23 protein-coding genes and 1 tRNA gene are annotated in these 26,273 nt (G+C 40.6%); 12 read left to right on the plus strand and 12 right to left on the minus strand.

Translation table 11 applies throughout. The annotated features are described in order from the left end of the window. Positions 1–27 precede the first annotated feature (27 nt). The 4 genes from FQ085_RS11105 to FQ085_RS11120 all read left to right on the plus strand — a co-directional run bounded on the left by FQ085_RS11105 (position 28) and on the right by FQ085_RS11120 (position 3,775). Positions 28–1,152, plus strand: coding sequence for a zinc-dependent alcohol dehydrogenase family protein (locus FQ085_RS11105; RefSeq protein ID WP_058386117.1), 1,125 nt, complete (start codon positions 28–30; stop codon positions 1,150–1,152). 57 nt (positions 1,153–1,209) lie between these two features. Next, positions 1,210–1,647, plus strand: coding sequence for a VOC family protein (locus FQ085_RS11110; protein ID WP_058386116.1), 438 nt, complete (start codon positions 1,210–1,212; stop codon positions 1,645–1,647). Between the two features lie 133 nt (positions 1,648–1,780). Then, on the plus strand, positions 1,781–2,644 hold the full coding sequence (locus FQ085_RS11115; protein WP_058386115.1) for a PPK2 family polyphosphate kinase: 864 nt from the start codon (positions 1,781–1,783) through the stop codon (positions 2,642–2,644). A gap of 288 nt (positions 2,645–2,932) precedes the next feature. After that, positions 2,933–3,775, plus strand: a complete 843-nt coding sequence (locus FQ085_RS11120; protein WP_058386114.1) for a YitT family protein — start codon at positions 2,933–2,935, stop codon at positions 3,773–3,775. 80 nt (positions 3,776–3,855) lie between these two features. Here FQ085_RS11120 and FQ085_RS11125 read toward each other — a convergent pair whose 3' ends face one another. Both FQ085_RS11125 and FQ085_RS11130 read right to left on the minus strand, forming a co-directional pair. Beyond that, entirely contained in the window at positions 3,856–5,073 is a 1,218-nt protein-coding gene (locus FQ085_RS11125) for an EAL domain-containing protein (RefSeq protein WP_149456604.1), read from the minus strand. Between the two features lie 42 nt (positions 5,074–5,115). After that, complete coding sequence (locus FQ085_RS11130; RefSeq protein WP_058386112.1) at positions 5,116–5,493, minus strand: YidH family protein; 378 nt, start codon at positions 5,491–5,493, stop codon at positions 5,116–5,118. Positions 5,494–5,854: 361 nt separating this feature from the next. Between FQ085_RS11130 and FQ085_RS11135 the strand changes: the two genes are divergently transcribed. The 4 genes from FQ085_RS11135 to ulaA all read left to right on the plus strand — a co-directional run bounded on the left by FQ085_RS11135 (position 5,855) and on the right by ulaA (position 10,548). Beyond that, positions 5,855–6,751: a glycerophosphodiester phosphodiesterase gene (locus tag FQ085_RS11135; RefSeq protein ID WP_058386111.1), complete on the plus strand. Its 897-nt coding sequence runs from the start codon at positions 5,855–5,857 to the stop codon at positions 6,749–6,751. Positions 6,752–6,927: 176 nt separating this feature from the next. After that, entirely contained in the window at positions 6,928–8,991 is a 2,064-nt protein-coding gene (locus FQ085_RS11140) for a BglG family transcription antiterminator (protein ID WP_149456605.1), read from the plus strand. Next, positions 8,988–9,254, plus strand: a complete 267-nt coding sequence (locus tag FQ085_RS11145; protein ID WP_071153720.1) for a PTS sugar transporter subunit IIB — start codon at positions 8,988–8,990, stop codon at positions 9,252–9,254. Before FQ085_RS11140 ends, FQ085_RS11145 begins: the two co-directional genes overlap by 4 nt. A gap of 25 nt (positions 9,255–9,279) precedes the next feature. Continuing rightward, on the plus strand, positions 9,280–10,548 hold the full coding sequence (ulaA, locus tag FQ085_RS11150; protein WP_078080196.1) for a PTS ascorbate transporter subunit IIC: 1,269 nt from the start codon (positions 9,280–9,282) through the stop codon (positions 10,546–10,548). Positions 10,549–10,807: 259 nt separating this feature from the next. On the opposite strand, the gene FQ085_RS11155 is transcribed toward ulaA, so the two are convergent. Then, on the minus strand, positions 10,808–11,545 hold the full coding sequence (locus tag FQ085_RS11155; protein WP_058386108.1) for a hypothetical protein: 738 nt from the start codon (positions 11,543–11,545) through the stop codon (positions 10,808–10,810). Positions 11,546–11,713: 168 nt separating this feature from the next. On the opposite strand from FQ085_RS11155, the gene FQ085_RS11160 reads away from it, so the two are divergent. Beyond that, positions 11,714–13,747 (plus strand): Na+/H+ antiporter, encoded by a 2,034-nt coding sequence (locus tag FQ085_RS11160; protein ID WP_149456606.1) that lies wholly within the window; start codon positions 11,714–11,716, stop codon positions 13,745–13,747. 30 nt (positions 13,748–13,777) lie between these two features. Here FQ085_RS11160 and FQ085_RS11165 read toward each other — a convergent pair whose 3' ends face one another. The 7 genes from FQ085_RS11165 to FQ085_RS11195 all read right to left on the minus strand — a co-directional run bounded on the left by FQ085_RS11165 (position 13,778) and on the right by FQ085_RS11195 (position 19,575). Beyond that, positions 13,778–14,338, minus strand: a complete 561-nt coding sequence (locus FQ085_RS11165; protein WP_262499788.1) for a polysaccharide deacetylase family protein — start codon at positions 14,336–14,338, stop codon at positions 13,778–13,780. A 100-nt stretch (positions 14,339–14,438) separates the two neighbouring features. Beyond that, the gene (phnC, locus tag FQ085_RS11170) at positions 14,439–15,209 is read right to left on the minus strand and encodes a phosphonate ABC transporter ATP-binding protein (RefSeq protein ID WP_149456607.1); all 771 of its coding nucleotides are present in this window, start codon (positions 15,207–15,209) and stop codon (positions 14,439–14,441) included. A gap of 12 nt (positions 15,210–15,221) precedes the next feature. Beyond that, complete coding sequence (gene phnE, locus FQ085_RS11175; RefSeq protein WP_058386951.1) at positions 15,222–15,977, minus strand: phosphonate ABC transporter, permease protein PhnE; 756 nt, start codon at positions 15,975–15,977, stop codon at positions 15,222–15,224. 11 nt (positions 15,978–15,988) lie between these two features. After that, positions 15,989–16,885 (minus strand): phosphate/phosphite/phosphonate ABC transporter substrate-binding protein, encoded by an 897-nt coding sequence (phnD, locus tag FQ085_RS11180; RefSeq protein WP_149456608.1) that lies wholly within the window; start codon positions 16,883–16,885, stop codon positions 15,989–15,991. A 98-nt stretch (positions 16,886–16,983) separates the two neighbouring features. After that, positions 16,984–18,033, minus strand: a complete 1,050-nt coding sequence (gene selD, locus FQ085_RS11185) for a selenide, water dikinase SelD (RefSeq protein ID WP_082707497.1) — start codon at positions 18,031–18,033, stop codon at positions 16,984–16,986. Between the two features lie 141 nt (positions 18,034–18,174). Beyond that, entirely contained in the window at positions 18,175–19,170 is a 996-nt protein-coding gene (locus FQ085_RS11190; RefSeq protein ID WP_149456609.1) for a glycosyltransferase, read from the minus strand. A gap of 308 nt (positions 19,171–19,478) precedes the next feature. Further along, positions 19,479–19,575 (minus strand) — tRNA-Sec (locus tag FQ085_RS11195). Positions 19,576–19,736: 161 nt separating this feature from the next. On the opposite strand from FQ085_RS11195, the gene selB reads away from it, so the two are divergent. Together selB and selA are read left to right on the plus strand one after the other, a co-directional pair. Further along, the gene (gene selB, locus FQ085_RS11200) at positions 19,737–21,641 is read left to right on the plus strand and encodes a selenocysteine-specific translation elongation factor (RefSeq protein ID WP_149456633.1); all 1,905 of its coding nucleotides are present in this window, start codon (positions 19,737–19,739) and stop codon (positions 21,639–21,641) included. Then, positions 21,638–23,041 (plus strand): L-seryl-tRNA(Sec) selenium transferase, encoded by a 1,404-nt coding sequence (gene selA, locus FQ085_RS11205; RefSeq protein WP_149456610.1) that lies wholly within the window; start codon positions 21,638–21,640, stop codon positions 23,039–23,041. Before selB ends, selA begins: the two co-directional genes overlap by 4 nt. A 137-nt stretch (positions 23,042–23,178) precedes the next feature. Here selA and FQ085_RS11210 read toward each other — a convergent pair whose 3' ends face one another. Further along, positions 23,179–23,709 (minus strand): hypothetical protein, encoded by a 531-nt coding sequence (locus FQ085_RS11210; protein WP_149456611.1) that lies wholly within the window; start codon positions 23,707–23,709, stop codon positions 23,179–23,181. Positions 23,710–23,989: 280 nt separating this feature from the next. On the opposite strand from FQ085_RS11210, the gene FQ085_RS11215 reads away from it, so the two are divergent. Further along, entirely contained in the window at positions 23,990–25,279 is a 1,290-nt protein-coding gene (locus tag FQ085_RS11215) for an MFS transporter (RefSeq protein ID WP_058386100.1), read from the plus strand. Between the two features lie 223 nt (positions 25,280–25,502). Here the strand turns inward: FQ085_RS11215 and FQ085_RS11220 are convergent, their stop codons facing one another. Then, the gene (locus FQ085_RS11220; protein ID WP_058386099.1) at positions 25,503–26,219 is read right to left on the minus strand and encodes a 3-ketoacyl-ACP reductase; all 717 of its coding nucleotides are present in this window, start codon (positions 26,217–26,219) and stop codon (positions 25,503–25,505) included. Positions 26,220–26,273: the final 54 nt, after the last annotated feature.

Raw genomic sequence — 26,273 nt, forward strand, 5'->3', positions numbered from 1 at the left:
GAAAATACAAGAGAAACGGGTGAGTATATGAAAATAAAGTCAGCAGTATTAAGAGAAATTGGAGCTAAAACTCCTTACGAAAAAAGCCAACCGATTAAAATTGAAACCTTAGAATTAGATTCGCCGCAAAAGGGAGAAGTACTGATTCAAATAAAGGCAGCCAGTTTATGTCATTCTGATTTGTCAGTAATGAACGGAAGTCGGCCACGTCCTGTGCCAATGGCTCTTGGTCACGAAGCAGCGGGTGTCGTTGTAGAAATAGGCGAAGATGTAATCGACTTAGAGCTTGGCGATCACGTTGCTTGTGTGTTCGTACCAAGCTGTGGACATTGTGGTCCATGCCGAGAAGGACGTCCTGCCTTGTGTGAACCAGGTGCTGCAGCCAATACGGCAGGAACCTTATTAGGTGGCGGAAATCGACTTCACACAGAAACGGAAATCATCAATCATCACTTAGGAGTATCCGCTTTTTCGGAATATGCCGTAGTATCTAGGAACTCAGTCGTCAAAGTAAATAAAGAAATTCCGTTTGAAAAAGCAGCCTTGTTTGGCTGTGCGGTCATTACCGGTGTTGGAGCCGTCGTTAATACGGCAAGTATCAAACTGGGCAGTACCGTTGCCGTAGTTGGACTTGGGGGTGTTGGACTCAGTGCATTACTCGGAGCAATCGCTGCAGGAGCGAGTCGCATAGTAGCAGTGGACATCAATGAAACCAAACTAAAGCAAGCAAAAGAGTTGGGCGCAACAGACGTCTTCAATTCAAAGGATGCGGACGTTGTTGAACAAATTCGTAAAGTGACAGGTGGCGGTTTGGACTATGCTTTTGAAACCGCGGGAGTCGTACCTGCGATGGATGTCGCTTATGGCATCACGAAGCGTGGGGGAACTACGGTCACGACCGGGTTACCTCATCCAGAAAATCAATTTTCTTTTCCGTACGTCTCGTTAACTGCGGAAGAACGAACACTCAAAGGGTCCTATGTGGGCAGCTGTGTACCGAGCCGCGATATTCCACGTTACATGGATTTGTTTCAGAAAGACCGGTTACCTGTCGATAAACTGATTACCGATTTTATTACACTAGATGACATCAATAAAGGTTTTGATCTGTTAGCAAAAGGCGACTCTTCACGAATTATTATCAAGTTTTAGAGCGAAAGAATTAAATTCAATCGATATGTAAGTACATCTTTTGGAAGGAGAATCAGTGTGATTACCAAACTATTTCCCTATTTATATTTTGAAGGTAAAGGTCAGGAAGCGACACATTTTTACACAGATGCATTGGGCGGGAAAATAGCAGGAATCCTGACATACGGTGAGGCAAATGAAGGAGACATGGAAGGTGTGCCGGAAGCGGCAAGAGATATGATAATGAACGCACAAGTCGATTTGGAAAATGGAGATCTATTAATGATCTCAGATGTGGTGCCGGAGATGGGGACAGCATTTCGACATGGCACAAATATGGCACTTACGTTATTTTTTAATGACATGGAAGAAGCACGAACCGTTTTCCATAAACTAGCTGAAGAAGGTACCATTTCTATGGAGTTACACAAAACATTCTGGAGTCCCCTGTTTGGAACTTTAACGGATAAATTTGGAATCGATTGGCAAATTTCGGTTGAAGGTGAAACAAGTTAACTAAGTTTAAAAATCGTAATCCCTATAAAGGATTGCGATTTTTTTTTGCTGTTAGATTTATTCAGATGAAGGGTATAGAAACAGAGATCAGTAGATTTACTACAGTACTGAACAAGCATGTGGGAGGATGACTATGAATACCGATAAATACGCAGTTAAAAAAGATGAGAAAATAAAGCTTTCCGATTACCCAACGACTGATGAAAACAAATTCAGTGAAACACAGCTGAAAGACGAGTTGATTCCTAAAAGTATCAAAAAGCTTAAAGAGCTGCATATGAAACTCCATGCTCAGGAAGAGAAAGGGATTGTTGTTGTCCTTCAAGCGATGGATGCCGCGGGAAAAGATGAAGCGATCACCTATATTTTTTCGAATTTAACAGCTCAAGGGCTAAAGACAACTTCGTTTAAAAAGCCAACTGAAACAGAACTTGCTCATGATTATTTGTGGCGTTTTCGTGAAGGAATGCCAGCAAGAGGACAGATTGGCATTTTAAATCGTTCTTATTATGAAGAAGTGATTGCCCCAAGAGTTCATAACTTGCTTGAAGAGACACCACTTCCAGACGAATTGATTGACGAAAATATTTGGAATGCCCGTTATCGTCAAATCAATGACTTTGAGCGCTATATGGTGGAAAACGGCTTTCCAGTAGTAAAATTCTTTTTTAATATGTCTTATGATGAACAGCGTCGTCGATTGCTTGAACGTATGAAAAATCCAGAAAAAAACTGGGAGTTTTCATTTAATGACGTAAAAGAACGTGAGCATTGGGATGGCTATCAAGGAATTTTTGAAGATTTACTAACTAATACATCAACAGAATATGCGCCTTGGTATGCTCTTCCTGCTGATGATGAGTGGTATTCGCGTTACATCGTTTCGGAAGTGATGGTCGAAGCATTGCAGCGGATAGACCCGCAGTACCCGAAAATTACGGGAGAAGAAAAAGAAAAACTGAAAAAAGCAATTCGACAATTGGAAAAAGAGGAATAGCCATATAAGGAGTCAGGATGAATTTATTCTGGCTCTTTTTTTCTATTTGCGGACAGTCCGTGAACAAAAGAACAAAGGCTTGCATTCTTGTACCGAAAGCTACTATAATATGAAACATTGGTTCACTATAAAAAAGAACAATTTATTCGCATTGTCGTAGTTTTTATTGAAAAGTAAAAAAATACATTCCGATAAATAGTCTTAAGGTGACGTGCAGATGCACGCCCTTTTTTTGTGGAGTGAACAAAATAGAATGACTAAGGGTCACCTTAGGATTGGAGTTTAGTTATGAATAAATGGACGAGATTATTACTGATTTTTGTTTCTTCGATTGTTCTTGGATTTGCGTTTAATATGTTCTTACTGCCGCATGAAGTATTAGCAGGCGGAGTAACGGGTATTGCGATGATGCTAGGATTGGTAACCCCTTTGAACGCGGGGCTTTGGATGATCATTTTGAACATCCCGATTCTTGTTGTGGGCTGGATGAAGCTCGGCAAGACGTTTATCGCAAACAGTCTGTTTTCTGTTGTCGTGACTTCGGTTTCGATGTTGTATATTCCTGTCGTTAAATTGACAGAGGATGCATTACTTTCTACTGTTTTCGGGGGGGTAATTGCAGGAGCAGCCATTGGAATCATTATTCGCTTTTATAGTTCGACTGGCGGATTTGACGTGATTGGCTTGTTGTTGTCGAGAAAACGCGATATTCCATTAGGTGCACTCGTTTTTGGACTTAATAGTGTCGTCGTTTTTGTATCGGGCTTTATTTTTTCATGGGAATTGGCGATGTACACAATGGCTTCTATCTATATCTCGGGTCTAGTACTTGACCGTGTTCACACGCGTCATATTAAACTGAGCTTAATGGTCGTGACCAATCAAGGAGATGCAGTAAAAAAAGAGCTGCTCGATAATTTATATCGAGGAATTACGGTAGTGGACGGTGAAGGTGCATATTCAGCAACTAAAGTAAAAGTTCTTTATAGTGTGATTAGCCGTCATGAATTAGCATTTGTCAGACCATTGATAAAGAAAATTGATCCACAGGCATTCGTGAGCATTAGCGAAACGATGGAAGTCATGGGGAATTTCAGAAAAGACGATAACTTCATGAAAAACTCAATCTAAAAAAGACTCTCCAGTGACTGGAGAGTCTTTTTTGCGTCTCTAAGCTAATTTAAAAGCTAATTCGTTTTTGTTAACAGGAATTATCGAAACAAGAGATAATCAATTTCGGAGATAAAGTCGTTGCTAATGTCGATAAACAAATAGCATTCGTGCGATAAAGGAAAACTAAATGTACGAATCATTTTACCAGTTTCAATATCCGAATAAACGTCCGACAAAATTCCTTTATGCCAACTTTTCATTTGCATCGTGTTTTCAAGGAAATAAGGACGAAAAGCCCAATGTGAACCAAGTTGATCTTTTTCTAACACCCACTCGTCACCGTATTTTCTGAAATTGGAAGATACTTGTCGGCCATCGCTATTGCAAATATACAAGCGAAAGCTTTCTTCTTTAAAGGCTTCAGCAACAGCTTCGATAAAAAGATCTGCTGTTTCTGGACCATGCCATTTGGACAGCGATTTTTTCACCTTCTCTTCAAAACCTAGCGTAAAGGTATAGCGTTTTTCTATTAGCGATTTTTCTCGTTGAACAAACTCAGTAATTTTTTCTCCTACGTTCATCTGAATGCTATTGTTCATCGGAAGTTCAACCTCAGGATTGGCCAAATAAAATCCTTGGTAATAATGACCGCCATGTTTCCAGGCGAAATACAATTGGTAATTGTCTTCAATGTTTTCATAAGAAAGCTTGGCACCAATTCGACGTGCAAGTACAGAGAGGGTTTGGATAACATCTTGGAATACTTCTGGATTGGCATTTCGAACAAAGCCGGTATCGATTTTTAAAATATGAGGGCGCAATTGACGAATTCGATCAATATTCGAGCTTTTTGCCCCCACATGGTCAACCGCTATCTGAATACCATAGGTTTTGTAGTAAAACAATAAATGCTGGAGCGTATCAAAATCTTCTTCAAAATCATATTCGGTAATTTCCAGGACAATTCGCTCCATGGAAAATCCTTTTTCCGCAAAGTTTTGAAGAGTTTCTAGAAAATCTTCCCCGCTATTAATCAGCAGTTGTCTGGCATTACGGTTTATAAATAACAGGCCATCATTTCTAGCTTCAAGCATTTGAGTGATTGCTAATGCCAATAGGTGCTGATCAACTTCTACTTTGTACTCGTCAGGTACATCATCGTCGTGAAAGAAACTGCCTAAACTCATCCAAGTATCTTCAACTTGGAAGCGACCCAAAACTTCATAGCCGATGACAGTATGTTTAACGGCGCTAATGATAGGCTGGAAAGCAGGTTTTACCTTATGTAAATTCTCGAGAATGTCAAATGGATCCATCGGGTGTGCTCCTTTGCTGCAAGTATTTCGGGAAGCAGAATGTTACATGATCATAAAAAAGTAAACAATGACCATGATGATCATGATCGCTAGCATAGAAGAAATTAAAGTGATGTGCATGTTTGAGGGAGTAAAGGTTTCATCAATGAGTTGTTGGCGTTTTTTCTTGTAATTTTGTGTTGCTGAAAAAATAACGATGAGGCCAAAAATACAGGCGAAAATACCGAGTGCAATAGTAAACGTATCAACAAATGTATTACGTGTGACACCCATAGTAAAATGCAAACTCGTCGCCAGAAAACCAACGCCGACAATTGAAATAACCGTACGAATCCAGGCTAGGTAGGTACGTTCATTAGCTAGGTGTTGTTGTGTATAAACCAATTGATTTTTGTCCTTTCGGTAGGACTGACGGGACATACGGTACGCTCCTCCAAGTAATAATCAGTTCAAAATTTAAAAAATCTGGAATTGAGAAAAACGAATGTCTTTCCAGTATAAATGAATCGTGATTAAAAAGGAATTTCAAAAAATTAAACAAGTTGAATAAATTATACAAAGAGAAGCAAGTAACGTTCCGTTGCTATGAAGGCACGAAAGCTGAACAAATCAATCGAGGAAGAATTCGACCACTGTAAACTAGTTGTAAAAATTCTATTAAGTTAATGTGATTATGCCCAATTCGGAAGCTTTTTAAGTATAGTTAAGGGAGAATGGCATTTAAGAAGAGTCAGAAAAAATATGTCAGTGTCTTACTGCCAAACCAAATAAAAAGTAGGAGATGAAGCAGTTGAAGAAAATTTCGTTTAGCTTATTGGTCTTATTACTAATGAGTACAGTGGTGTCAGTCAACTCAATAGGAGCAAAGGGAAAGTCGAAAGAAGCTGAATTTAATTCCAATCGTTTTTTGTCTATTGCGCACCGCGGAGCCTCTGGACATGCACCTGAACATACGTTGGCTGCCTATAAATTAGGTGAAGGGATGCAGGCTGATTACATAGAAGTGGATTTACAGATGACAAAAGATGGCGTTCTGATTGCGATGCATGACGAAAAAGTAAATCGGACAACGGATGGTTCTGGTTATGTTAAAGACATGACGCTTGCAGAAATCAAAAAATTAGATGCAGGTTCCTGGTTTAACAGAGCTTACCCTGAAAAAGCTCAACCTGAGTTTGAAGGATTGCAAGTACCGACTCTTGAAGAAGTGATAGAAACGTTCGGCAAAGGCTCCCGGTATTATATCGAAACGAAGGCACCCAGCGTTTATCCAGGAATGGAGCAGGAACTTGTGCGGATATTAGAAAAGCATAAGTTGACTGGACAAAATGCACAGTCAAGTAAAGTTCTAGTGCAATCCTTTAGTCAGGAAAGCTTGTTAACTATGCATGACTTGAAGCCAGAAATTCCACTAGTTCAATTGATTTCTTATTCAAAACCTGCGGTTATTTCGGATCTTGAGCTTGAACATATTAAAGAATATGCGATTGGAGTAGGCATGAGCCATACGAAAATTGACCGCTCTTATGTAGAGCAAGTACGACATCACGGGCTACTGATTCATCCTTATACAGTCAATGAACGTGCCGACATGGAACGCTTGATTGACTGGGGGGTAACAGGGATATTCACCAATTATCCAGAGGTTTTAGAAGCCGTATTGAAAAAAAAGGGCTAGCAGAAATTTAAAGACCGTCTATGAAATCAATTGTGATTTCATAGACGGTTTTTTACGTTATAATTTTTCTGTAGTACAGCACAGTGCTGTGCAACGGGAAGAACAATAATGGGACTGAGAAAAGATGTTTTTTAGTGAATACATAGACTATTGTTAAAGTAAGGGAGGATTAAAGGATGTTTTTAGATGAAAGAAGTGCAACTTTACTAAAGCTCCTACAACATTCATCAATTCCTTCGATGAGTGCGATTGAAGACCAAACGGGACTGACACGCAGACAAATTCAGTATAGTTTAAACAAGGTCAACGATTGGCTTCAATCTAATCATTATAAACCCGTTCAGTATAAGCGAGATACCGGCTATTTTTTACCAGACGCAATTAAAGAAGAAATCAATATCCAACTGACAAAACGAAGTTATGTATTTTCAGAGAAAGATCGCCAACAAATTTTTTACTTGTTAATTTTGCTCAGTTTAGAGCCTTTATCTCTTTATCATTTTCAATCGGTCGCCGGCGTTTCACGAAATACGGTTTTGACAGATCTTCAACGTCTTAAAAAGATGGCTAAGCAAATGGATTTGACAATTCAGTATTCTAAACAAGCGGGGTACATCATTACTGGGAATAGTCGAATCAAGCGCTTTGTCATTGAACAATTGATTCATGAAGTATTAAGTGGTTCAAATAGTCAGCTGATTATCGAATGCATTTGGACAGGATTTGAAGAGCACATCGATGCCATTCATTCAGAATTGGAAAGAATAGAACAACAACTGGGCACTACTTTTACAGATAATCGCCTAAACGAACTGGCTTATCTATTCTTTTCCACAAATCAATTGATTGGAAAAGGTGAAGAGCTAGAACAAGATTCCAGTTGGTTGCCATTTATTGATACACAGGAATACGCATTAATCGAACAGATGGTTGGAGCGGCTGCATTTTATTCGGAATGGAGCCAAACGGAAAAATTATATGCAACTTTACATGTCATCAGCATGAACCGTATAAAAGACGGCTCTCCTTTAGAAGAAGATCAAGTTTTTTACGAGATCTTGCAGCAAGTCATTGAAGAATTCGAACGACTAACGTTTGTTCACCTTCACGAAAAAGATCAGCTATGTGAACAATTGTATGTGCATTTTAAACCAGCTTTTTACCGAATCAAGTATGGGATTCCTCATGTCAATCCGATGAGCGAACGGATACGCAAAATCTATCCGGAACTTCATCATTTGACAATCAAATCCTTGAGAGTACTCGAGGAAAAATTAAGTCTTTGCATTCCAGAAGCTGAAGTAGCCTATTTTACAATTTATTTTGGGGGCTGGCTTCAAAGACAAGGCACGCGTTTAGATGATCGAAAAAAAGCAATTGTCGTTTGTCCACACGGTACAGGTGTCAGCAACATCCTTAACTACACGTTGCGAGAATTGTTTCCAACTATCTTATTCTTGGATGTATTATCTGTTCGAGATACAGCTGACTATCCGCTCCCTTACGATTTGGTTTTTTCATCGGTCTATATGAGGACGAATGAGACATTGTTTATAGTGCCGCCTATTTTAGAAGATCGCGACAAACAAAGGTTGAGTAAGCAAGTCATGCAAGAACTTTACGGCTATGCGGTTCCAGAAGCCGATGTTGCAGGTATGATGAAAATTATTTCTAAATACGCCACGATTCATGATGCAAAACAACTAGAGAAAGAACTCCAAGTATCGCTACAGACACAAAAAAGTGCAACTCACACATATACAGTAAAGGAGGCGGAAAAGCCTGTGTTAGCCGAACTATTAAATGAGCAAACGCTTCAATTAGAACCAGTGATTGCCACGTGGCAAGAGGCAATCGAAGTGGCTGCTAGGCCACTTGTAGAATTAGGGACAATCGAAGATCGCTATGTAACAGCCATGATAGAGTCTATCGAGGAAAATGGACCTTATGTCGTTATTACGCCGTTAGTTGCAATCCCACATGCTCGACCGGAAGAGGGGGTTCGTTCTTTATCAATGAGCCTATTAAAACTTGACCAAGCGGTGGATTTTTCACCGGACAAACCTGTTCGATTAATTATCATTTTAGCAGCAGCTGACAGCGATTCGCATCTTCGGGCATTAATTCAGTTGACAAATTTATTGAATGAACCTGAAAATATCCAACAAATGTTGGGAGCAACAAATAAAAATCAACTTTTGGAGATCATCCATAACTATTCCAAGGAGGAAACAGAATGAAAATCATGGTAGTGTGCGGAAACGGATTAGGAAGCAGTTTTATTATGGAATTGAATGTTAAGAAGGCATTAAAAGAATTAGGCAAAACAGCAGAAGTAGGTCACACAGATCTAACTTCTGCTAAATCAGAACAAGCGGACATCTTTATTGGGGCAGCAGATATTATGAGTCAGTTAGATAATGGCAGTCGAACTATCGTCAATTTGGAAAACATGATGAGCATTCCAGAAATTAAATCGAAACTAGAGCCGCATTTAGGATAAAACTGACGCCAAAGGAGGAAATGCTGTGTTACAAATAATTATGAACGATATACTGGGAACGCCAGCTATTTTGATTGGGTTATTTGCACTTATCGGGTTATTACTTCAGAAGAAAAATAGCGCCGATGTAGTTTCTGGAACGTTAAAAACAGTAATGGGCTTTGTAATTATTGGTGCTGGAGCTGCAGTGCTGATTGGCTCTCTGGATATATTCGGGAAAATGTTTGATTATGCGTTTAATGTCCAGGGCGTCATTCCAAATAATGAAGCGATTGTTGCTGCTGCACAAAGTGAGTATGGAACTTCAACAGCATTGATCATGGTTTTCGGAATGCTTTTCAATATTCTCTTGGCACGTATCACACCGTTTAAATATATATTCCTTACGGGTCATCATACCTTGTTCATGGCATGTCTACTAGCAGTGACTTTATCAGTCGGCGGACTTGCAGGAGCTCCATTAATTTTGGTTGGTTCAATTATTCTTGGTCTATGTATGGTGCTTTTCCCAGCACTTTTGCAACCATATGTGCGTCAAATTACAGGAAGTGACGATTTTGCTGTAGGTCATTTTGGATCAATTGGTTATTTCGTTTCTGCCAATGTTGGGAAATGGTTTGGTAATAAAGAAAAAACCACTGAGGACATTAAAGTTCCTCAATCGTTAGGGTTTCTAAGAGATACTTCTGTAGCAGTTTCTTTGACAATGACATTGTTCTTTATTGTGGTTGCTTTATTTGCAGGTCAAGAGTTTATTGAAACAACACTCTCGAACGGTTCAAATTTCTTAGTATTTTCATTCATTCAAGCAATTACCTTTGCAGCGGGTGTTTACATTATCCTTGCAGGAGTAAGAATGCTAATTGCTGAAATCGTTCCTGCTTTCCAAGGAATTGCCGACAAGCTAGTACCGAACACAAAGCCAGCACTTGATGTGCCAATTATTTTTCCGTTTGCTCCAAATGCTGTAATTATTGGGTTTTTATTCAGCTTTTTTGCAGGATTATTAGCGATGTTCGTTCTTCCGGTTCTTGGGTTGAGTGTCATTGTTCCAGGACTAGTTCCTCACTTCTTCACTGGAGCAGCAGCTGGTGTCTTCGGAAATATTACAGGTGGTAGACGCGGTGCGATGCTCGGTGCATTTGCTAACGGCTTAATCATCAGTTTCATTCCCGCTATCCTACTAGTATTACTGGGAGATATCGGATTTTCTGGAACGACATTTGGTGACTCTGACTTTGGAGTAGTAGGTATCTTGATTTTAAGTATTATGAAACTTTTAGGGTTTGCATAACAATGATTTTAAACTAAAAAAGCCAGTCAGAATCTATGAATTCTGACTGGCTTTTTTTGCATGGCATGGCTTTTTAGGTTTGAAGACTAAACAGGTTCAGCAAAGGCTCTTTAGGTGATAGTAGTTGAATAGCAACTTATATAGACTGAAGATGAGCTAAAAAAACAGTAAATTCACCAAAATAGTCAAGATAATCGAAAGAATGAGTGAAGTAAGCAGGCTATCCATACAGGAAATCCGCACATTGACACCACCTTACTCAAAGAATGATTTGGAGCAGCACAGTGATAAAGATAAGCCCTGCGATAAAAGAAGGATAGCTACTATTTTTCTCTGCCGGCAATTCGTCATCTAAAATATTTAAGATGATTCCCCCTGTCAGAAACGCTGAAAAGAAGGCAATAGTCAATTCGTTAGTTTCTGTAACATGATAAAGCAACCAACCAAGTAATACGGAAATGGCCAATACCCAACGACCAATATTCGTATACAAGTCTTCGTGTGTTAAATGGAGTACACGATTGTTGGCGATAAAATGAAAAGAAAAGACGACAAAGTAAATAAGATAATCCGAAATTCGTTCGCCACTTAAATCAGTAAGCAAATAGCCAATTAGCACGTTATATAATGCAAATCCGAAAATTTCAAGAGCGAAGACGAACCTGCTTGGTTGAGAGAGGTTTTCTTCTCTTTCATTTTTTGCTTTGGATTTCTCATTGAGTTGATTGATGCCGTAGAAAAACGCAATACCCAGGAGCGTTAACAAATAAGTGGAGTAGTCAAGTGACTCAAGCCACAGCGGTAATTGAGCATCTTCAGCGACTTCTTGGTAATGGGTCAATTCAGGAACGAGGTGGAGAAAGACATAAGCAATTGAACCACCGGATACAAACGACATAAGTCTGTCTTTTGGCTTTCGATCAAGAAATTTAATGTAATTTGTAGAGATATGAACAATCATAAATGCGATGGTGATGGCTAAGCTCAAGTAAAACATCGCAGTACCTCCTAATCTGGGTTAAAAGCAGTATACCCGAATCTTTACAAAAAACTCGCGTTAAATAATAGTAGAATTCAAAAAGACATCTTAAATAAAAAGCGTAGAGTGTAGACTGTTTTGGGTATACATAGATGACTCATACCCGGAATAGAATGGAGAAAAGCTATGGACTTGTTGCTTACTATTTTTCTTTTGTTGATTTGTCTATTGATTTCGAATGTAGTGAGCCATTACATTCCGTTTATCCCGACCGCGCTAATCCAAGTGGCTCTAGGAATTATTTTGGTGCTTGTTTACCAAGATATCTCTTTCGATATTGAAACAGAATGGTTTTTACTGTTATTTATCGCTCCCTTATTGTTTAATGACGGCAGCCACTTTCCACGTGAAGAATTATGGCGAATGAAAGGACCCATTCTAGGAAATGCAATCATTCTCGTACTATTAACAACGGTGTTAGGTGGCTATTTTATCCACTGGCTAATAGATGAGATTCCGCTGGCTGCTGCATTCGCATTAGCTGCAATCCTATCTCCGACAGATCCAGTCGCAGTTAATGGCATCGCGCAGCGTATTCGGATTCCACAAAAAGTATTGAGTCTGGTGAGAGGCGAATCATTGATAAATGACGCATCGGGTTTAGTCGCATTTAATTATGCCGTAGCGGCTGTGGTTACCGGCTATTTTTCACTATCAGAAGCAGTTTTGGATTTTTCGTATAAATTTCTGGCAGGTGGATTGTTAGGTTTGCTATTAGGGTTATCAGTTATCGGAATCCGATTAATATTGCGAAAGCAAGGCATTAACGACGTCACATTCCACACCTTATTACAAATTATGACGCCGTTTTTAATATTCATCGTTACAGAAGATATTCTCCACGCATCGGGAGTTATAGCGGTTGTGGTCGCAGGAATCGTACATTCTCTCGTTAGAGAACAGACCGAAACGTTTATTGCAGAAGAACAAGTATCAACAGAAAACATTTGGAAAATCATTCTTTTTATATTAAATGGCATAGTTTTTTTACTGCTTGGGTTGAATATCCCGATTTCGATGCGCGGTGTTTTGGAAAATCCTAACGCCAGTTTGTTGCTCATATTTTCCTATGTGTTCGCAATTGGTACGATGATTCTCGGCATTCGTTTTGTCTGGGCATACCTGTTTTCCATTTATGAATATCATTTTGGCAAAATGAAAGAAGCGGCCAAGCCCAGCTTGAAGTTAACTTTGTATGTTAGTTTAACAGGAGTTCGTGGAACCGTAACTATGGTCGGAGTTCTGTCACTGCCTTTTCTGATGGAGAATGGAGAGACTTTTCCAAACCGGTCGCTTATTCTTTTCTTAGCAGCAGGAACCATTCTTTTTACGTTGATTGTTGCAACGATTGTTTTACCGATGCTCAGTAAAGGACAATTGGCAGATGGTGAGCAATCCTTAAAGATAGATTTAGAAGAAGCACAGAGACGAATTTTACTAACTTCGATTAAAAAAATAAAATCTGAAATTACGGAAGAAAACGAAGCAGGTGCTTATGAATTGATGGAAGAATATAAATTACGTTTCCGTCAGATTCAAACGGAAGAAGATGCCGCAACGCAAGCCAATAAAAAGTATCAGCGAAAAATGCGAGAACTTCGATTAAAGGCGCTGCGACTTGAACGTAAATACATCCAATCACTTTATCGCAAAAAGGAGTTGGATTCAGAATTACATGATGCTTTTGAAAAGTCACTAGATCGTCGCGAAGAAGTCATTGCCAACAATACGCGTTCGACCATGCTCTATTTACAGGGGAAGCTGATTCGGGCATGGAGGCGTTTCAGGGGGCAAAATTCGAGAGAAGAGGAAATACGGCTGGTCGAATTTCAGGAAGGACGAGAAGTTCAACTGCAGGCTTTGCAAGCGGCTCTCTTTGGGATTGAAGCATATGCAAAAAAATACGAACCGAAAGAAATTATGGAAGCGGTCGTTTCAGATTACAGACAAATGGTCAGTAGATTAAAAAAACCTGAAGCGTTGTACGATGAAAAATACGAATTGCAAAAAGAAGAACTGCGCGTCATTGTCATGGATATGGGACGAGCCGAAATTTATAAAATGTATGCATCTGGAGATATTACAAGAGAGCAGGCAAAAGAACTAAGACGCTATATTCATTTTATCGAAAGCGTTACCTTGCACGAAACTACTGACTAAAAAGCAGCACCGATTTTTCGGTGCTGCTTTTTAGTCGTTAGTATCTACTAAAGAAAAGCTATATCCTTGCTGTTTAATCGCATGAATTAACTGAGGTAAAATAGTGACAGTTTGCTCTAATTCATGTAACAGGATGATAGCACCATCTTCAAGATTTTCAGTGATATATCGAATAATTTGTTGGGGATCTTCTTTTAATTCCCAGTCCATCGAAGCGATTCGCCACATGACCGTCGTTAAGCCCAGTGCTTTTGCTGCTCGTAACGTATCGGCATTGTAGTTACCGTATGGAGGCCGGAAAAAAACAACGGGTGTTCCAGTTATTTTTTCGATATGCAACATACTATTGTGGATATCTTGATACTGTTTTTCATAAGACAGTTGTATCAAGTTCCGGTGTTTCATTGAATGCGTACCAAGAACATGCCCATCGTCCAACAAGCGTTGCCATGGTCTTGCAGGATAAAGCAGATGCGATTGCCAGAAGAACATCGCTTGCACATCGTGCTGTTTTAAAATATCTAGTAGTTGTGGCAGTCGTTTGCTTGGACCGTCATCAAATGTTAAGATCACAGATTTTTTGCTTTGCAAACGAGTGCTCGTAACAATTTCGGGGTGAGTAGAGTCGTACACGACCCTGGATTGATCGACTGCTCAAGGGCTCTTAATCATCCGAATCATCTCCTTGAATTTAAATTCCTGCATCGAAAAATGCGGTTTGTGGATTAGACGTATAGGTTTCACGATATTGGGAATCCGTGAAGTCTGCCGGCAGCCCATCAAAAATAAGCTTACCATCTTTTAAAGCAAGAATGCGACTAGCGTAGCGCTTTGCCAATTCGATGTCATGAACATTGATAATCGTCAGTAAGTCTAAACGTTCATGCATTTCTGTCAGTAACGTGAAGATGTGATTAGAGGTGCCAGGATCTAGACTAGCAACAGGTTCGTCTCCAAGCAAAACTTTTGGCTGTTGGGCGAGGGCACGCGCGATACCTACCCGTTGTTTTTGACCACCGCTCAGTTGTTCAACTTTTCGATAAGTCATATCGGACAAGCCAACATCTGCAATAACTTGTTTGGCGAAAGCTAACTCATCAGCAGAAAACCAGCCAATCAGATTTTTGAAAGAAGAACGATAACCAAACATGCCGGTCAATACATTTTGAATGACACTCAGACGAGGAACGAGGCTGAAATGCTGGAAAATCATCCCCGTTTCTCGTCGTACTTTGCGCAATTTTTCTTCACTGTGGATAGAGATATCTTGATCATCAAAGTAAATTTCTCCACTAGTTGGTTTTTGTAATCCATTCAGACAACGAATAAAAGTCGATTTTCCAGCACCACTTTTCCCTAGTACACAGACGAAATCGCCTTTTTTAAGAGACAAGCTGATATCAGTCAATGCTTTTACTTTCATATCTGGATACTGTACAGATAGATTTTTCACTTGAATCATATCGCCACTCCTTTAAATTACACGATTTCGAACCGTACTGGCCAAAAAATCGATAGCGATGACCATAATCATGATAATCAATACGTCTAGTGAAACAGAAGCGTATTGAAAGGTTTTAAAATCATTGAATAACCGTTGTCCGATTCCACCACCACCGATAAAGCCCAAGATAAGCGATGTCCGTATAGCTACTTCAAAACGATAAAAAAACTGCGACAATACGTTTGGCCAAATTTGTGGCAGAATACTGAACAGATTCGCCAGCCATCTTTTTGCACCAACCGCTCGCATGGCTTCTTGGGGACCAGGGTCTGCTGCTTCAATTAATTCAGAAACCAGTTTCCCGAAAACCCCCACGTTATGGAACATGATGGCAATAACGGCTGGAAAAGGTCCGAGGCCAAGTGTTGTTAATAAGATAAGACCGAAAACAATTTCCGGAATCGATCGCACAAAACTAAGTGCCACACGTGTGATATGGAAGAGCGACTTAGAAGGCGCTGTATTGCGTGCCGCCATAAAGCTGATTGGCAAAGCAATCAATAAACCAAAAACACTGCCAAGAAAGGCCATTGCCAATGTTTCAAACGTATCTTCTACCATACCTGGAAGCTTAGAAAAGTCCATTGGCCACCATTGAGACAGAAAATCAATCATATTGCGAAAATCTTTAAACTTGGACAGATCGAATTCTGTAATGCGCATGCTGAAATAAACGAGTACGAGAACAATTATGAGTGTAATAAAATTTCTTTTTTTAAACCACAAGCTAATCAACTCTATTCTTCAATGATTCCTTGCTTTATAGCGGCTTGTTTGATGCTTTCATAATCGGCATTCGTAGCTTCTGTAAAACCGGTTGCGCCAAACGCGTCCAGGATCTCAGGATCTTCGATCGCCAAAAATGCTTTCCGTAATTTTGCGATCGTTTCATCATCTGTACTTTCAAGAACAGCCCATGGGTATTGGAACAACGGCTCAGATTCCCAAACGATTTTTAATTGGTCCGCATCGATTTTGCCCGATTCTATTAATTGATTGTAAATAGCGCTATCAATAGCACCTGCATCAACTTGTTTGTTTTGAACGGCTAAGGCAGTAGCGTCGTGTGATCCAGTAAAACGAACATTTTTAAATTGGTTTTCTTGTTCGGACTCATAGACGCCTCGATCTTGTAATTCAATAGAAGGAATTAATGACCCGGAAGTAGAATTGGGATCACCAAAAGCAAATTGAACTTCACCAGGAGTTTTTAATAGTTCATCTAGAGACGTTGCTGGATTGTCTTTATGAGTGATGACATAGGAATGATAGAAAGGTTCGCCTTCGACCAGTTGGGTAATGATGGCTTCTGCATTGCTGTTCGCTTCAGCGATTACATAAGTCAATGGTCCAAGATAAGCCATATCAATCTGGTCGTAGTTCATCGATTCTACTACGCCGTTATAATCGGGATAAACTTCAATCTCAACTTTGCGATCCAGTTCTTTACTTAGAAGGGCTTGTAATTTTTCCATCGCGACTTCCATTTCACCTTCTGTTTGAGCAGGAATGACTCCTATTGTAAAGGGTTCTTGTTCATCTGAGGAGCTGTCATTTTCAGCTGACTCATTGCTACAGGCAGACAGGAATAACACAAGAAAAAGTGCAGAAATCGTACCAATCCATTTTTTCAATAAAATCACCTCTTTTTGAATTTGGGCATTGAGTTAACAGTAAAACAAGGACTCAAGCAGAGTCCTTGTAAAAAGCTTAAATAAGTTGTGCCTGACCTTTAAATAACACGAATACGTCCAGCATGTTCACTTGTTACATGACCAATGATAGCGGATTGAACTTTATTTTTTACTAACTCATTTTGTAATGCATCCGCATCTGCTTCAGGAACTGAAATCAGCAAGCCTCCTGAAGTGACCGCGTCGCACAGAATCAATTGATCGATTTCACTAATGTTTTCAGCATAATCGATGTCATCAGCAAGCCATTTTCGATTTTTACGGGTTCCGCCTGGAATGACGTCTTGTTCGGCAAGTTCTCTAGCGCGAGCCAGAACAGGAACATCTTGGTTAGTTACGGTCACGCCAACATTGCCGCCTTTAGCGATTTCCATTGTGTGACCAAGCAGGCCAAATCCAGTGACATCGGTGCAGGCATTAACGGTGAAATTTTCCATCACTTCTGCTGCAGTTTTGTTTAACGTAGCCATAACATTCATAACTTCATCCAAAGATTTTTGATCCAAAGTCCCTTGCTTGATGGCAGTAGTTAAAATACCGACGCCAATAGGTTTGGTCAAAATTAGACGATCACCCGGTTTCGCACCAGCGTTAGAGCGGATCCGATCGGGGTGGATTGTTCCTGTAACGGAAAGTCCGAATTTAGGTTCTTGATCATCAATTGAATGACCACCCACTAAAACAGCGCCAGATTCCTTCACTTTGTCAGAAGCACCAGCCAAAATATCAGCTAAAATACTTTTGTCTAAAGTATTGATTGGGAAAGCTACAATATTCATAACTGTTAAGGGTTTGCCACCCATAGCATAAACGTCGCTTAAGGCATTAGCTGCACCGATCTGACCAAACATATAAGCGTCATCGACAATCGGAGTAAAGAAGTCCAAAGTTTGAACCAATGCAGTTTCGTCATTAATTTTATAAACTCCCGCATCATCAGCTGTTTCCAAGCCGACCAGCAAGTTTGGATCGTCTACATTTTTCGGTAAGTGGCGCAGAACCTGCGCCAGGTCCTCAGGACCAATTTTGCAGCCTCAACCGCCTTTTGTAGATAAAGAAGTTAAGCGTACGTTTTCTTTTTCAACCATGTTAATCTCTCCTTTTTCTCATCAGATTTATAAGTTAAATGAATCATTTTAGCCTGCTGATATTCCGCTGGGTTACTCCAACTCTCAATGACCATTGCTTCAATTCAACTTACTATTGTTTAATACTGACCAAAACCAAAATTACTTTAAGATGTTTTGATAAACTTTCAAGAACTTTTCAGCTTCGCTTTCACTTGAGTGATGTTGTTTCACATAAGCTTTAGCGGCATGGCCGATAGTTTCTCTTATTTTGTTATTATTCATGAGCTTTTCAGCATAATCAAGAAATTCGATCCGAGTTTTATATAAAAACCCTGTTTCCCCATCGGAAATGATACTGCTGTTGCCTGGAATGTCTGAAGCGAGGACAGGTAAGGCATATCCCATGGCTTCTAAAATCGTAGCAGGCTGTCCTTCTGATAAAGAAGTATTTAAGACAACATTGGCCTGTTGGTAAATAGAACCCATGTCTTCGTGTGGTACTTGCCCGAGATAGCTAATCCAGTCTTCGTGCTGCTTGACGAGAGCCATCACGCGTTCGCTTTCCATTTCTTCAAGAACGGGGCCAATGAGCCACAATCGAAGTTGCGGGTTTCGCAGATATAAATCATGGAGCATCAGAATTGCTTCAGGAATATTTTTGACTTTCCGAATACCGGCAGGCAAAAAAAACAAAAAGCTACCTGGCTCTTTTGTAAAAGAAGATGTACCTGCAAAAGAAGGCTGATTGCCTTGTGGCATAATAAAAATTTTATCAGTCAACCAAGGAACTTCCTTTACGAGCAAGTCCTCTGCTTTTTTATCGAACACATGAATTGCGTCTGATTCATGCAAACAGGTTAAGACGTCCGTTCGTCTATCTGGATTAAACAAGTCTTGATTCAAATCAGTACCAGTCATGGTCACAATGTAATGCGCAGGTTTGGTGTCTAGTTGTTGCAAGAACTGATAAAAATTATAAGCATGGAAACCGTGAACGATATCGGCAGGTGGAAAACAGCGAATGACGTCTTCGTCTGTCGTTGAAATGATTTCTGTGTCGATTCCTAATTTTGTTAGATTGTCTGAGATGCGTTGGACCGTTATGGTATTTCCGCGAAGTTGCGGATAGTTTGGTGAAGCTAAAACAATTTTCATTTTTATCCTCCTTTACTCCACAAATTGAAGGTTTGTTCACTTCTATTAAATTGAATTATCCTAAAGCCTAGTAAGTTTGTCACCTAACTTACCTTTCTGTTTGTAAAAAAAAGATTGCCGATAAGGCAATCTTTTTGGTGAATAGCAGCAGATACTAGGTCTAGGGCGCTGTCGCTTTTCTATGTCCAGCTCAAGCGCCTAGCTCCTCGGGTCTTAAGCCAACCCGACTGTGTGGCAAAGAACGCCACTTCGTCGGTCTGTCTTAAGCCTGTCGGAGCTACATAGGCGCTGTCGCTTTTCTATGTATTTGGCGGGATTGTATGGGAATCGAACCCACCGAGCCTGACACGCAGGCCCCTCAGGGTTTTGAAGACCCAGGAGGACACCAGTCACCCATCCAACCCCAAAGTTCGTAATGGTGAACCTGTACAAGTTTATACCGAAAAAAAGATCTTCGCAAGAAAGGCGCTTAGTGAGAATCGGTGAAAGCGGTGCTCAGGCTTGAAACAGCCCTTCTTGAAGACTAAAGTAAAGAGAACAGCGATAAGAGAAGGCGTGTGAAAAAAATGGAAGAACGTTATTATACAATCGGCATGGCAGGACATATTGATCACGGCAAAACCACTTTGACAAAAGCATTGACTAACGTAGAAACAGATCGATTAAAAGAAGAAAAAGAACGTGGGATCTCTATCGAACTGGGCTACGCACCTTTAAATTTAGAAATGGGTGTTGCTATTTCGATTGTCGATGTACCAGGACATGAACGGTTTGTTCGGCAGATGATTGCCGGGGTTGCGGGAATTGATTTAGTTGTTTTGGTTGTAGCGGCAGATGAGGGCATCATGCCGCAAACCGAAGAGCATTTGGAAATTCTGCAGTTTTTAGGCGTGGAACATTGCATCGTGGCGATTTCGAAAATCGATCGTGTCGATGAAATTATGCTCGAATTGGTCATGGATGATGTTAAAGAACGGCTGTCAGAAACCATTTTTCGTGACGCACCGTATGTTGCGCTCGATAGTTTATCGGGAACCGGAATAGACGAATTAAAGCAAACGATTTTAACGAAACTAAAAGCAATCGATTTTCGTGACGCTTATGGTTCATTCCGTTTACCAATTGATCAAGTGTTTTCAGTCCAAGGTCAAGGCACTGTTGTTAGAGGAACCGTATACGAGGGGGTTGTCCAGAAATCCTCGCAGCTTCGTCTTTTACCAGAAGGGATTTCTGTGAAAGCGAGACAAATTCAAGTGCATCACGAAGAACGTCAGCAGGCGCGTGCAGGGCAGCGAACGGCGATTAATTTAGGCGGCATGGATCAGACAGCTGTAAAACGTGGAGATGTACTTGTCGATTCAGAACATTTTCTTGTAACAGATACGATCGATATTGCATTGCAAGTGATTGGTCGAAAGTTCGCACCACTTAAACAGCGGACGGCTGTCAGGCTTCACGTCGGAACCTCTGAAGTGATGGGCAAAATCGTCTTTTTTGACCGTAACGAACTGACGCAAACACCAAACGAAGTATTATGCCAAATTCGGTTAGAAGAAAAAATAGTCGTGCGTCGAGGAGATCGTTTTGTATTGCGGCGCCCGAGTCCCGTTGAGACCATTGGTGGCGGCTGGGTCATACAACCAAATGGTGGGAAATACCGCTTTGGCGACGAGACAATCGAGATGCTTCGTCACCACCAGCAAGGAACACCGAAAGATTTAGTCGTAGATGCCTTAAGTAAATACTTATTGCTCGACGAGAAAAGCCTCATGCAACACACTTCATTAAACGAAAACACATTGGCGGAAATCTTAGAACAAGAAGTAGAATCGGATAGTTGGTTAGAAATTCCTCGCCAAGGCTATAGTTTGACCAAAACGTTTATCAAGATAAAAGATGAATTGCTCGACAGGTTGCAGCAGTATCACGAAGTTTTTTCAATGCGTATGGGTATGAGCAAGGCCGAACTAATTCAGTCAGTGAGCACAAGCTATCCTAAACCATTACTGGAATTTAGTTTAAATTTATTGGTTGAACAAAATGAACTAAAGCGATTCGAACAGTTTGTAGCTCTACCTCTTTTTAACCCACATCTGCCACAAAAATGGCGCGTCCGAATGGAGCAGGTTATTAGTTCGCTAGAGCAAGACGCTTTTCAAGCGAAGAAATGGGAAGACTATTTTTTAGGTACACCCTTACCGAAGGTGGAAATTACTGAACTCACTGCCCATTTGATTGGAAGTAATCAAGTTTATCGTTTGAGAGAAGATACGTTGATTCACCATACTGCTTTCGATGACGCATTAAATCAACTGCGGCATCAAACAGACACTTGTTTTGATTTAAAGCAGGCCAAAGAAGTGCTAGATTTATCGAGAAAGTACATGATCCCGTTTCTCGAATTACTTGATGAACTTCATTATACGAAACGATCAGAAGATCAGCGTTATTGGACGGAGGATAAACGATGAAACAGTATTTGCGACTACTTCCAGCGGTTCATGAATTACAGAAAGACCCACGATTTGAAACGCTAAAAAAGAAATTTGATCTCCACGAAACGCAGTTGACTGAATTTCTACAACAAGAAGTGGGCAGTTTGCGAAAAAGCTTATTAGCAGAAGAGACTCTAATCGAAAAAGCAACTCCAGATTTCACTGGACAGATTTTCAAGTCTGCGGAACTTCACATACAAATATGGCAAGAAGACCGATTAGAAAGAGTAATTAACGGAACCGGAACCGTGCTGCATACGAATTTAGGACGGTCGCGACTGAGCGATGCGGCCATTGCTCACGTAGTAAGAACAGCAGAGAATTACTCGAATTTGGAATATCAATTAGTAGCAGGAAAGCGAGGATCGCGCCATCAGATTATCGAAGATTTGGTAGTCCAAGCTACAGGCGCGGAAGCTGCGATGGTGGTGAACAATAATGCTGCAGCGGTATTTCTCATTTTAAGTGCGCTAGCAAAAAAACAGGAAGTGATTGTTTCCCGGGGACAATTGGTCGAGATCGGAGGTTCGTTCCGTGTGTCTTCCATTATGGAAGAAAGCGGGGCTCGACTAGTTGAAGTGGGGACTACCAATAAAACCCATTTAGTTGATTATGAACAGGCCATAACAGAAGAAACCGCTATGATGATGAAAGTCCACACGAGTAATTTCAAAATGATTGGATTTACAGAAACAGTAGAGACTGCTAAGCTCGTTGAACTTACTGGCAAACATCAACATGTTATCTTTTATGAAGATTTGGGGAGCGGTGCGCTTTATGATTTTAAACAACATGGTATTGGAGATGAACCGCTTGTTCGGGAAGTAATTGAAAGTGGTGTGGATCTTGTGTCTTTTAGTGGCGATAAATTATTAGGTGGACCACAAGCGGGATTGATTGCCGGTAAAAAAGAGTTGGTCGAGCGATTGAAAAAGCACCAATTGGCGCGTATCTTAAGAGTCGATAAAATGACTCTTGCCGCAATGGAAGAAACCTTAAAAAGCTATTTAGCGGGGTCAGAGAAAATTGCTGAACTTCCCACCATCCGTGATATCATTCGCCCAGCAGAAGACATTAAAGTTCAAGCGCAATTATTTATCCGTAATTTACAGTCAAAGTCTAGTAACTATCACAGTGAACTTCAAGAAAGTACATCTCAAATAGGCGGAGGCACTATGCCAGGAGTAGAAATTTCGACGTATATTGCGGCTATAACACATAAACGGTTAAGTGCAGCGCAATTGTCGCTTTGCCTGAGAAAAGTAAAACCAGCCATCGTGTCGCGAATTCAAGAAGACCAGGTATGTATTGATTTCCGGACTATCAACTTTTCTGAGCTAGACGATTTATTGGCAGGATTTGTCGCTTGCCAATAAATACAGTGAACTGACTCGTGACACTAGAAATCGGTGCTAAGCTTAGCGTACATCAATTGAAAAAGCACCTTTACTAATGTAAAGATGAACAAAAGGAGTCGGCGACTAGCTGACTCCTTTCATCTATCGGCAATCATCTATTCAAGTAGGAGTCGTTCCTCGTAATCGATAACAAGATCAGGAAGGATAGAAGGTGTGACGTTGTCCCAAATCAGTTGTTCACGTGTTTTTTTATCTAGTCGAAAAGGCAAGACACTTTGATAATCTACCTTGTTTTGTTCGTTTCCAATAGGATACAACCATGAAAAGGACATATCTTCGAGTTGGTCGATTTCGGGTAGAGAGTCAAGTATCGCGATGGTTTGTGTTAACATTTTCTGTTTGGTTGAAATGACGGTAAGTTCTTTATCAGCATTTATGGAAATCTCGACATTCCAGCCTGTTGAACTGTGGGAAACTGATAGATTAGAAATGCGTTTCTTATTCATATTACTAGTTGCTCCCGTTTGGTCAATAATGATTTCCTGCAATGCGTTTTTTACGTTTGTTGCGTCTTGAGAGTCCACTTTTAGTAGCCATCCACCGGTAGCGAGGAGAGCAGCTATTGTTAATAACAGCCAAGGTAAAGCAGCAAATCGCCAAAACTTCTGTTTATGTATTTTAGTCATTGTCTTGGCCCCCTTAGGTCAGTGATGCTTTTAGTATAAAGGAAAACTAGTTTTTTTAGAAAAAACTACGTGTAGATTTATAGCCAAAAGTCCCCTAATTTAAAGGACTTTGAAAATAACAGGAACATTAAATTGCGGAAAAGCTCTTTATTTCAAAAGACCATGGCTGGTAGATAAAAAAGCGTTATACTGAAAAAAGATTCGAATTATTTCTTACGTGCAGTTCTATCATTCTTTAAAAAGTCAAAAGAATATACTTGTTTTGAAACGAGGGAATAGTATGAAGCAATACGAAAATCACCAGGCAATGCTTCAAGACTATATCGATTCACCAGAAAAGGTTAGAGGGCTGTATCGACGAACACTGTGGGTTGTTGTAATGGCACAGGTTTTTGGAGGAGCTGGACTAGCGGCTGGTGTGACGGTTGGTGCACTTCTAGCACAGGACATGCTCGGTACAGACCGATTTGCAGGTCTTCCAGTAGCCCTGTTTACACTGGGGTCAGCGGCAGCAGCTCTTATTATTGGAAGGCTTTCGCAGCGTTTTAGTCGACGAACCGGTTTGGCAACAGGCTTCCTTGCGGGTGCAATCGGTGCAATTGGTGTTGTTATGGCTGCTTTATCGGATAATGTCTTTCTGCTGTTTGCGTCGTTGTTAATTTATGGAGCAGGAACGGCTACAAATTTGCAAGCACGTTATGCAGGCACAGATTTGGCAACTGTGAAGCAACGAGGGACTGCAATTAGTATTGCCTTGGTTTCAACGACTTTCGGTGCATTTGCCGGGCCAAATCTAATTGGTGTAATGGGCAGATTTGCTGAATCCATTAACGTTCCAGCTTTAGCAGGTCCTTTTATTTTAGCTGCTGTGGCATTTAGTTTAGCTGGCATCGTATTAGTCATTTTCTTGAGACCGGATCCTTTGCTAGTATCAAAAGCGATAACGGAGCACCAGCGAAATTTTAAAGCGAGTTTAGTAGACACGGAGTCGGTAGGTTCTGCCATTAATAAAAAAGGAGTCGTACTAGGAGCGACTGTCATGGTGCTGACACAGTTGATTATGTTTGCAATCATGACAATGACGCCCATTCATATGGGTCATTATGGACATAATCTTGGAGACATCGGGTTAGTCATTAGCATTCATATAGCTGCCATGTATTTGCCATCGCTTGTCACCGGTATCCTTGTCGATAAATTGGGTCGAATTATCATGACAGTAGCTTCAGGAGTGACGTTCATGGCTGCGGGAATCGTTGCGGCCTTAGCGCCAAGTGATTCTTTATGGGTGCTGATTGTCGCACTGGCTTTGCTGGGTCTCGGCTGGAACTTTGGGTTGATCAGTGGCACTACACTCATTGTTGACTCAACCCATCCATCGACACGCGCAAAAACACAAGGTACTGTAGATGTATTAGTTGCGCTAGCAGGAGCAACAGGCGGCGGGCTTTCGGGACTGGTCATGGCGCAGTCAAGTTATGCCGTCATGTCTTTAGGAGGCGGATTTCTTGCATTGGCAATGATTCCAGTTGTTTTTTGGTCGATGAAGACAGTAAAAGTGGATAATTGAACAGCTCTGAGAAAGGTTGTTTTTCAGTGCTCATGTAAAATGGCAGGAGGTTATTTTCTTTTTGGCTTCGCTAAGTTACGTAGTCAAAAGGCTCTGTTGATCAATCCGGATGAACGGTATACTATTTTTACACTTAACGTTAGTAAAAGGGATAATTTTAGCTGTCATTTAAAAGAGCTCCGTTCACAATTTTGTGAACGGAGCTCTTTATACTAGATTGAGTTTAAGGATTAGTCGACCAAAGTCCAGCCGATTTTAATAATACGCGTGGGTGTAGTTTTAACTGAGCAACCATCATTTCAGCCAAATCTTCTGGCTGCATCACTTTATCAGGATTGCCATCGGTTAAGTTTTCACCAATCGCTAAGTCAGTTGCAACTGTACTCGGTGTTAGTGCACTGACACGGATATTGTGTTTTCTTACTTCGAGCATTAACGATTCTGTTAATCCCATGACACCAAACTTCGACGCGCTGTAAGCACTTGTTACCGGCGCACCTTTTTGACCAGCTGTTGATGAAATATTAATAATGTCACCTGATTGACGCTCGATCATTTGCGGCAAGACAGCGCGTGTTACATAATACACACCCATCAAGTTGGTGTCGATAATGGCTTTAAATTCTTCAGGTGATAGATCAAGGAAGTTGCCGAATTTCCCAATACCTGCATTATTAATTAAAATATCAATCGAGCCAAGTTCAGCCAAAACGTGTTCAACTGCTGCATTGACTGAATCTTGATCGGCAACATCAGCCACTGCAAAAACAGTTTTCACACCGTATTGCTCGAGTTCCGCAACAACTTTCTCCAAGTTTTCAGCAGTGCGACCTACAAGTCCAACGTTTATACCTTCTGCTGCAAAAGCAATAGCTGTAGAACGGCCGATCCCTCGTCCTGCTCCTGTAATTAACGCATTTTTTCCTGTTAAGTTTTGCATATGGATAGCTCCTCTTTATATAAAATCAATTTCCTATACCAGTGTAGCAAAGTC

The organism is Planococcus sp. ANT_H30 (genome assembly GCF_008369335.1).
Classification (GTDB): Bacteria; Bacillota; Bacilli; order Bacillales_A; family Planococcaceae; genus Planococcus; species Planococcus kocurii.

Coding starts and splice junctions, on each gene's coding strand:
- FQ085_RS11105 (WP_058386117.1), top strand. CDS start 28: ATGAAAATAAAGTCAGCAGTATTAAGAGAAATTGGAGCTAAAACTCCT.
- FQ085_RS11115 (WP_058386115.1), top strand. CDS start 1,781: ATGAATACCGATAAATACGCAGTTAAAAAAGATGAGAAAATAAAGCTT.
- FQ085_RS11120 (WP_058386114.1), top strand. CDS start 2,933: ATGAATAAATGGACGAGATTATTACTGATTTTTGTTTCTTCGATTGTT.
- FQ085_RS11125 (WP_149456604.1), bottom strand. CDS start 5,073: ATGGATCCATTTGACATTCTCGAGAATTTACATAAGGTAAAACCTGCT.
- FQ085_RS11130 (WP_058386112.1), bottom strand. CDS start 5,493: ATGTCCCGTCAGTCCTACCGAAAGGACAAAAATCAATTGGTTTATACA.
- FQ085_RS11135 (WP_058386111.1), top strand. CDS start 5,855: ATGAAGCAGTTGAAGAAAATTTCGTTTAGCTTATTGGTCTTATTACTA.
- FQ085_RS11140 (WP_149456605.1), top strand. CDS start 6,928: ATGTTTTTAGATGAAAGAAGTGCAACTTTACTAAAGCTCCTACAACAT.
- FQ085_RS11145 (WP_071153720.1), top strand. CDS start 8,988: ATGAAAATCATGGTAGTGTGCGGAAACGGATTAGGAAGCAGTTTTATT.
- FQ085_RS11155 (WP_058386108.1), bottom strand. CDS start 11,545: ATGTTTTACTTGAGCTTAGCCATCACCATCGCATTTATGATTGTTCAT.
- FQ085_RS11160 (WP_149456606.1), top strand. CDS start 11,714: ATGGACTTGTTGCTTACTATTTTTCTTTTGTTGATTTGTCTATTGATT.
- phnC (WP_149456607.1), bottom strand. CDS start 15,209: ATGATTCAAGTGAAAAATCTATCTGTACAGTATCCAGATATGAAAGTA.
- FQ085_RS11190 (WP_149456609.1), bottom strand. CDS start 19,170: ATGAAAATTGTTTTAGCTTCACCAAACTATCCGCAACTTCGCGGAAAT.
- selB (WP_149456633.1), top strand. CDS start 19,737: ATGGAAGAACGTTATTATACAATCGGCATGGCAGGACATATTGATCAC.
- selA (WP_149456610.1), top strand. CDS start 21,638: ATGAAACAGTATTTGCGACTACTTCCAGCGGTTCATGAATTACAGAAA.
- FQ085_RS11210 (WP_149456611.1), bottom strand. CDS start 23,709: ATGACTAAAATACATAAACAGAAGTTTTGGCGATTTGCTGCTTTACCT.
- FQ085_RS11215 (WP_058386100.1), top strand. CDS start 23,990: ATGAAGCAATACGAAAATCACCAGGCAATGCTTCAAGACTATATCGAT.
- FQ085_RS11220 (WP_058386099.1), bottom strand. CDS start 26,219: ATGCAAAACTTAACAGGAAAAAATGCGTTAATTACAGGAGCAGGACGA.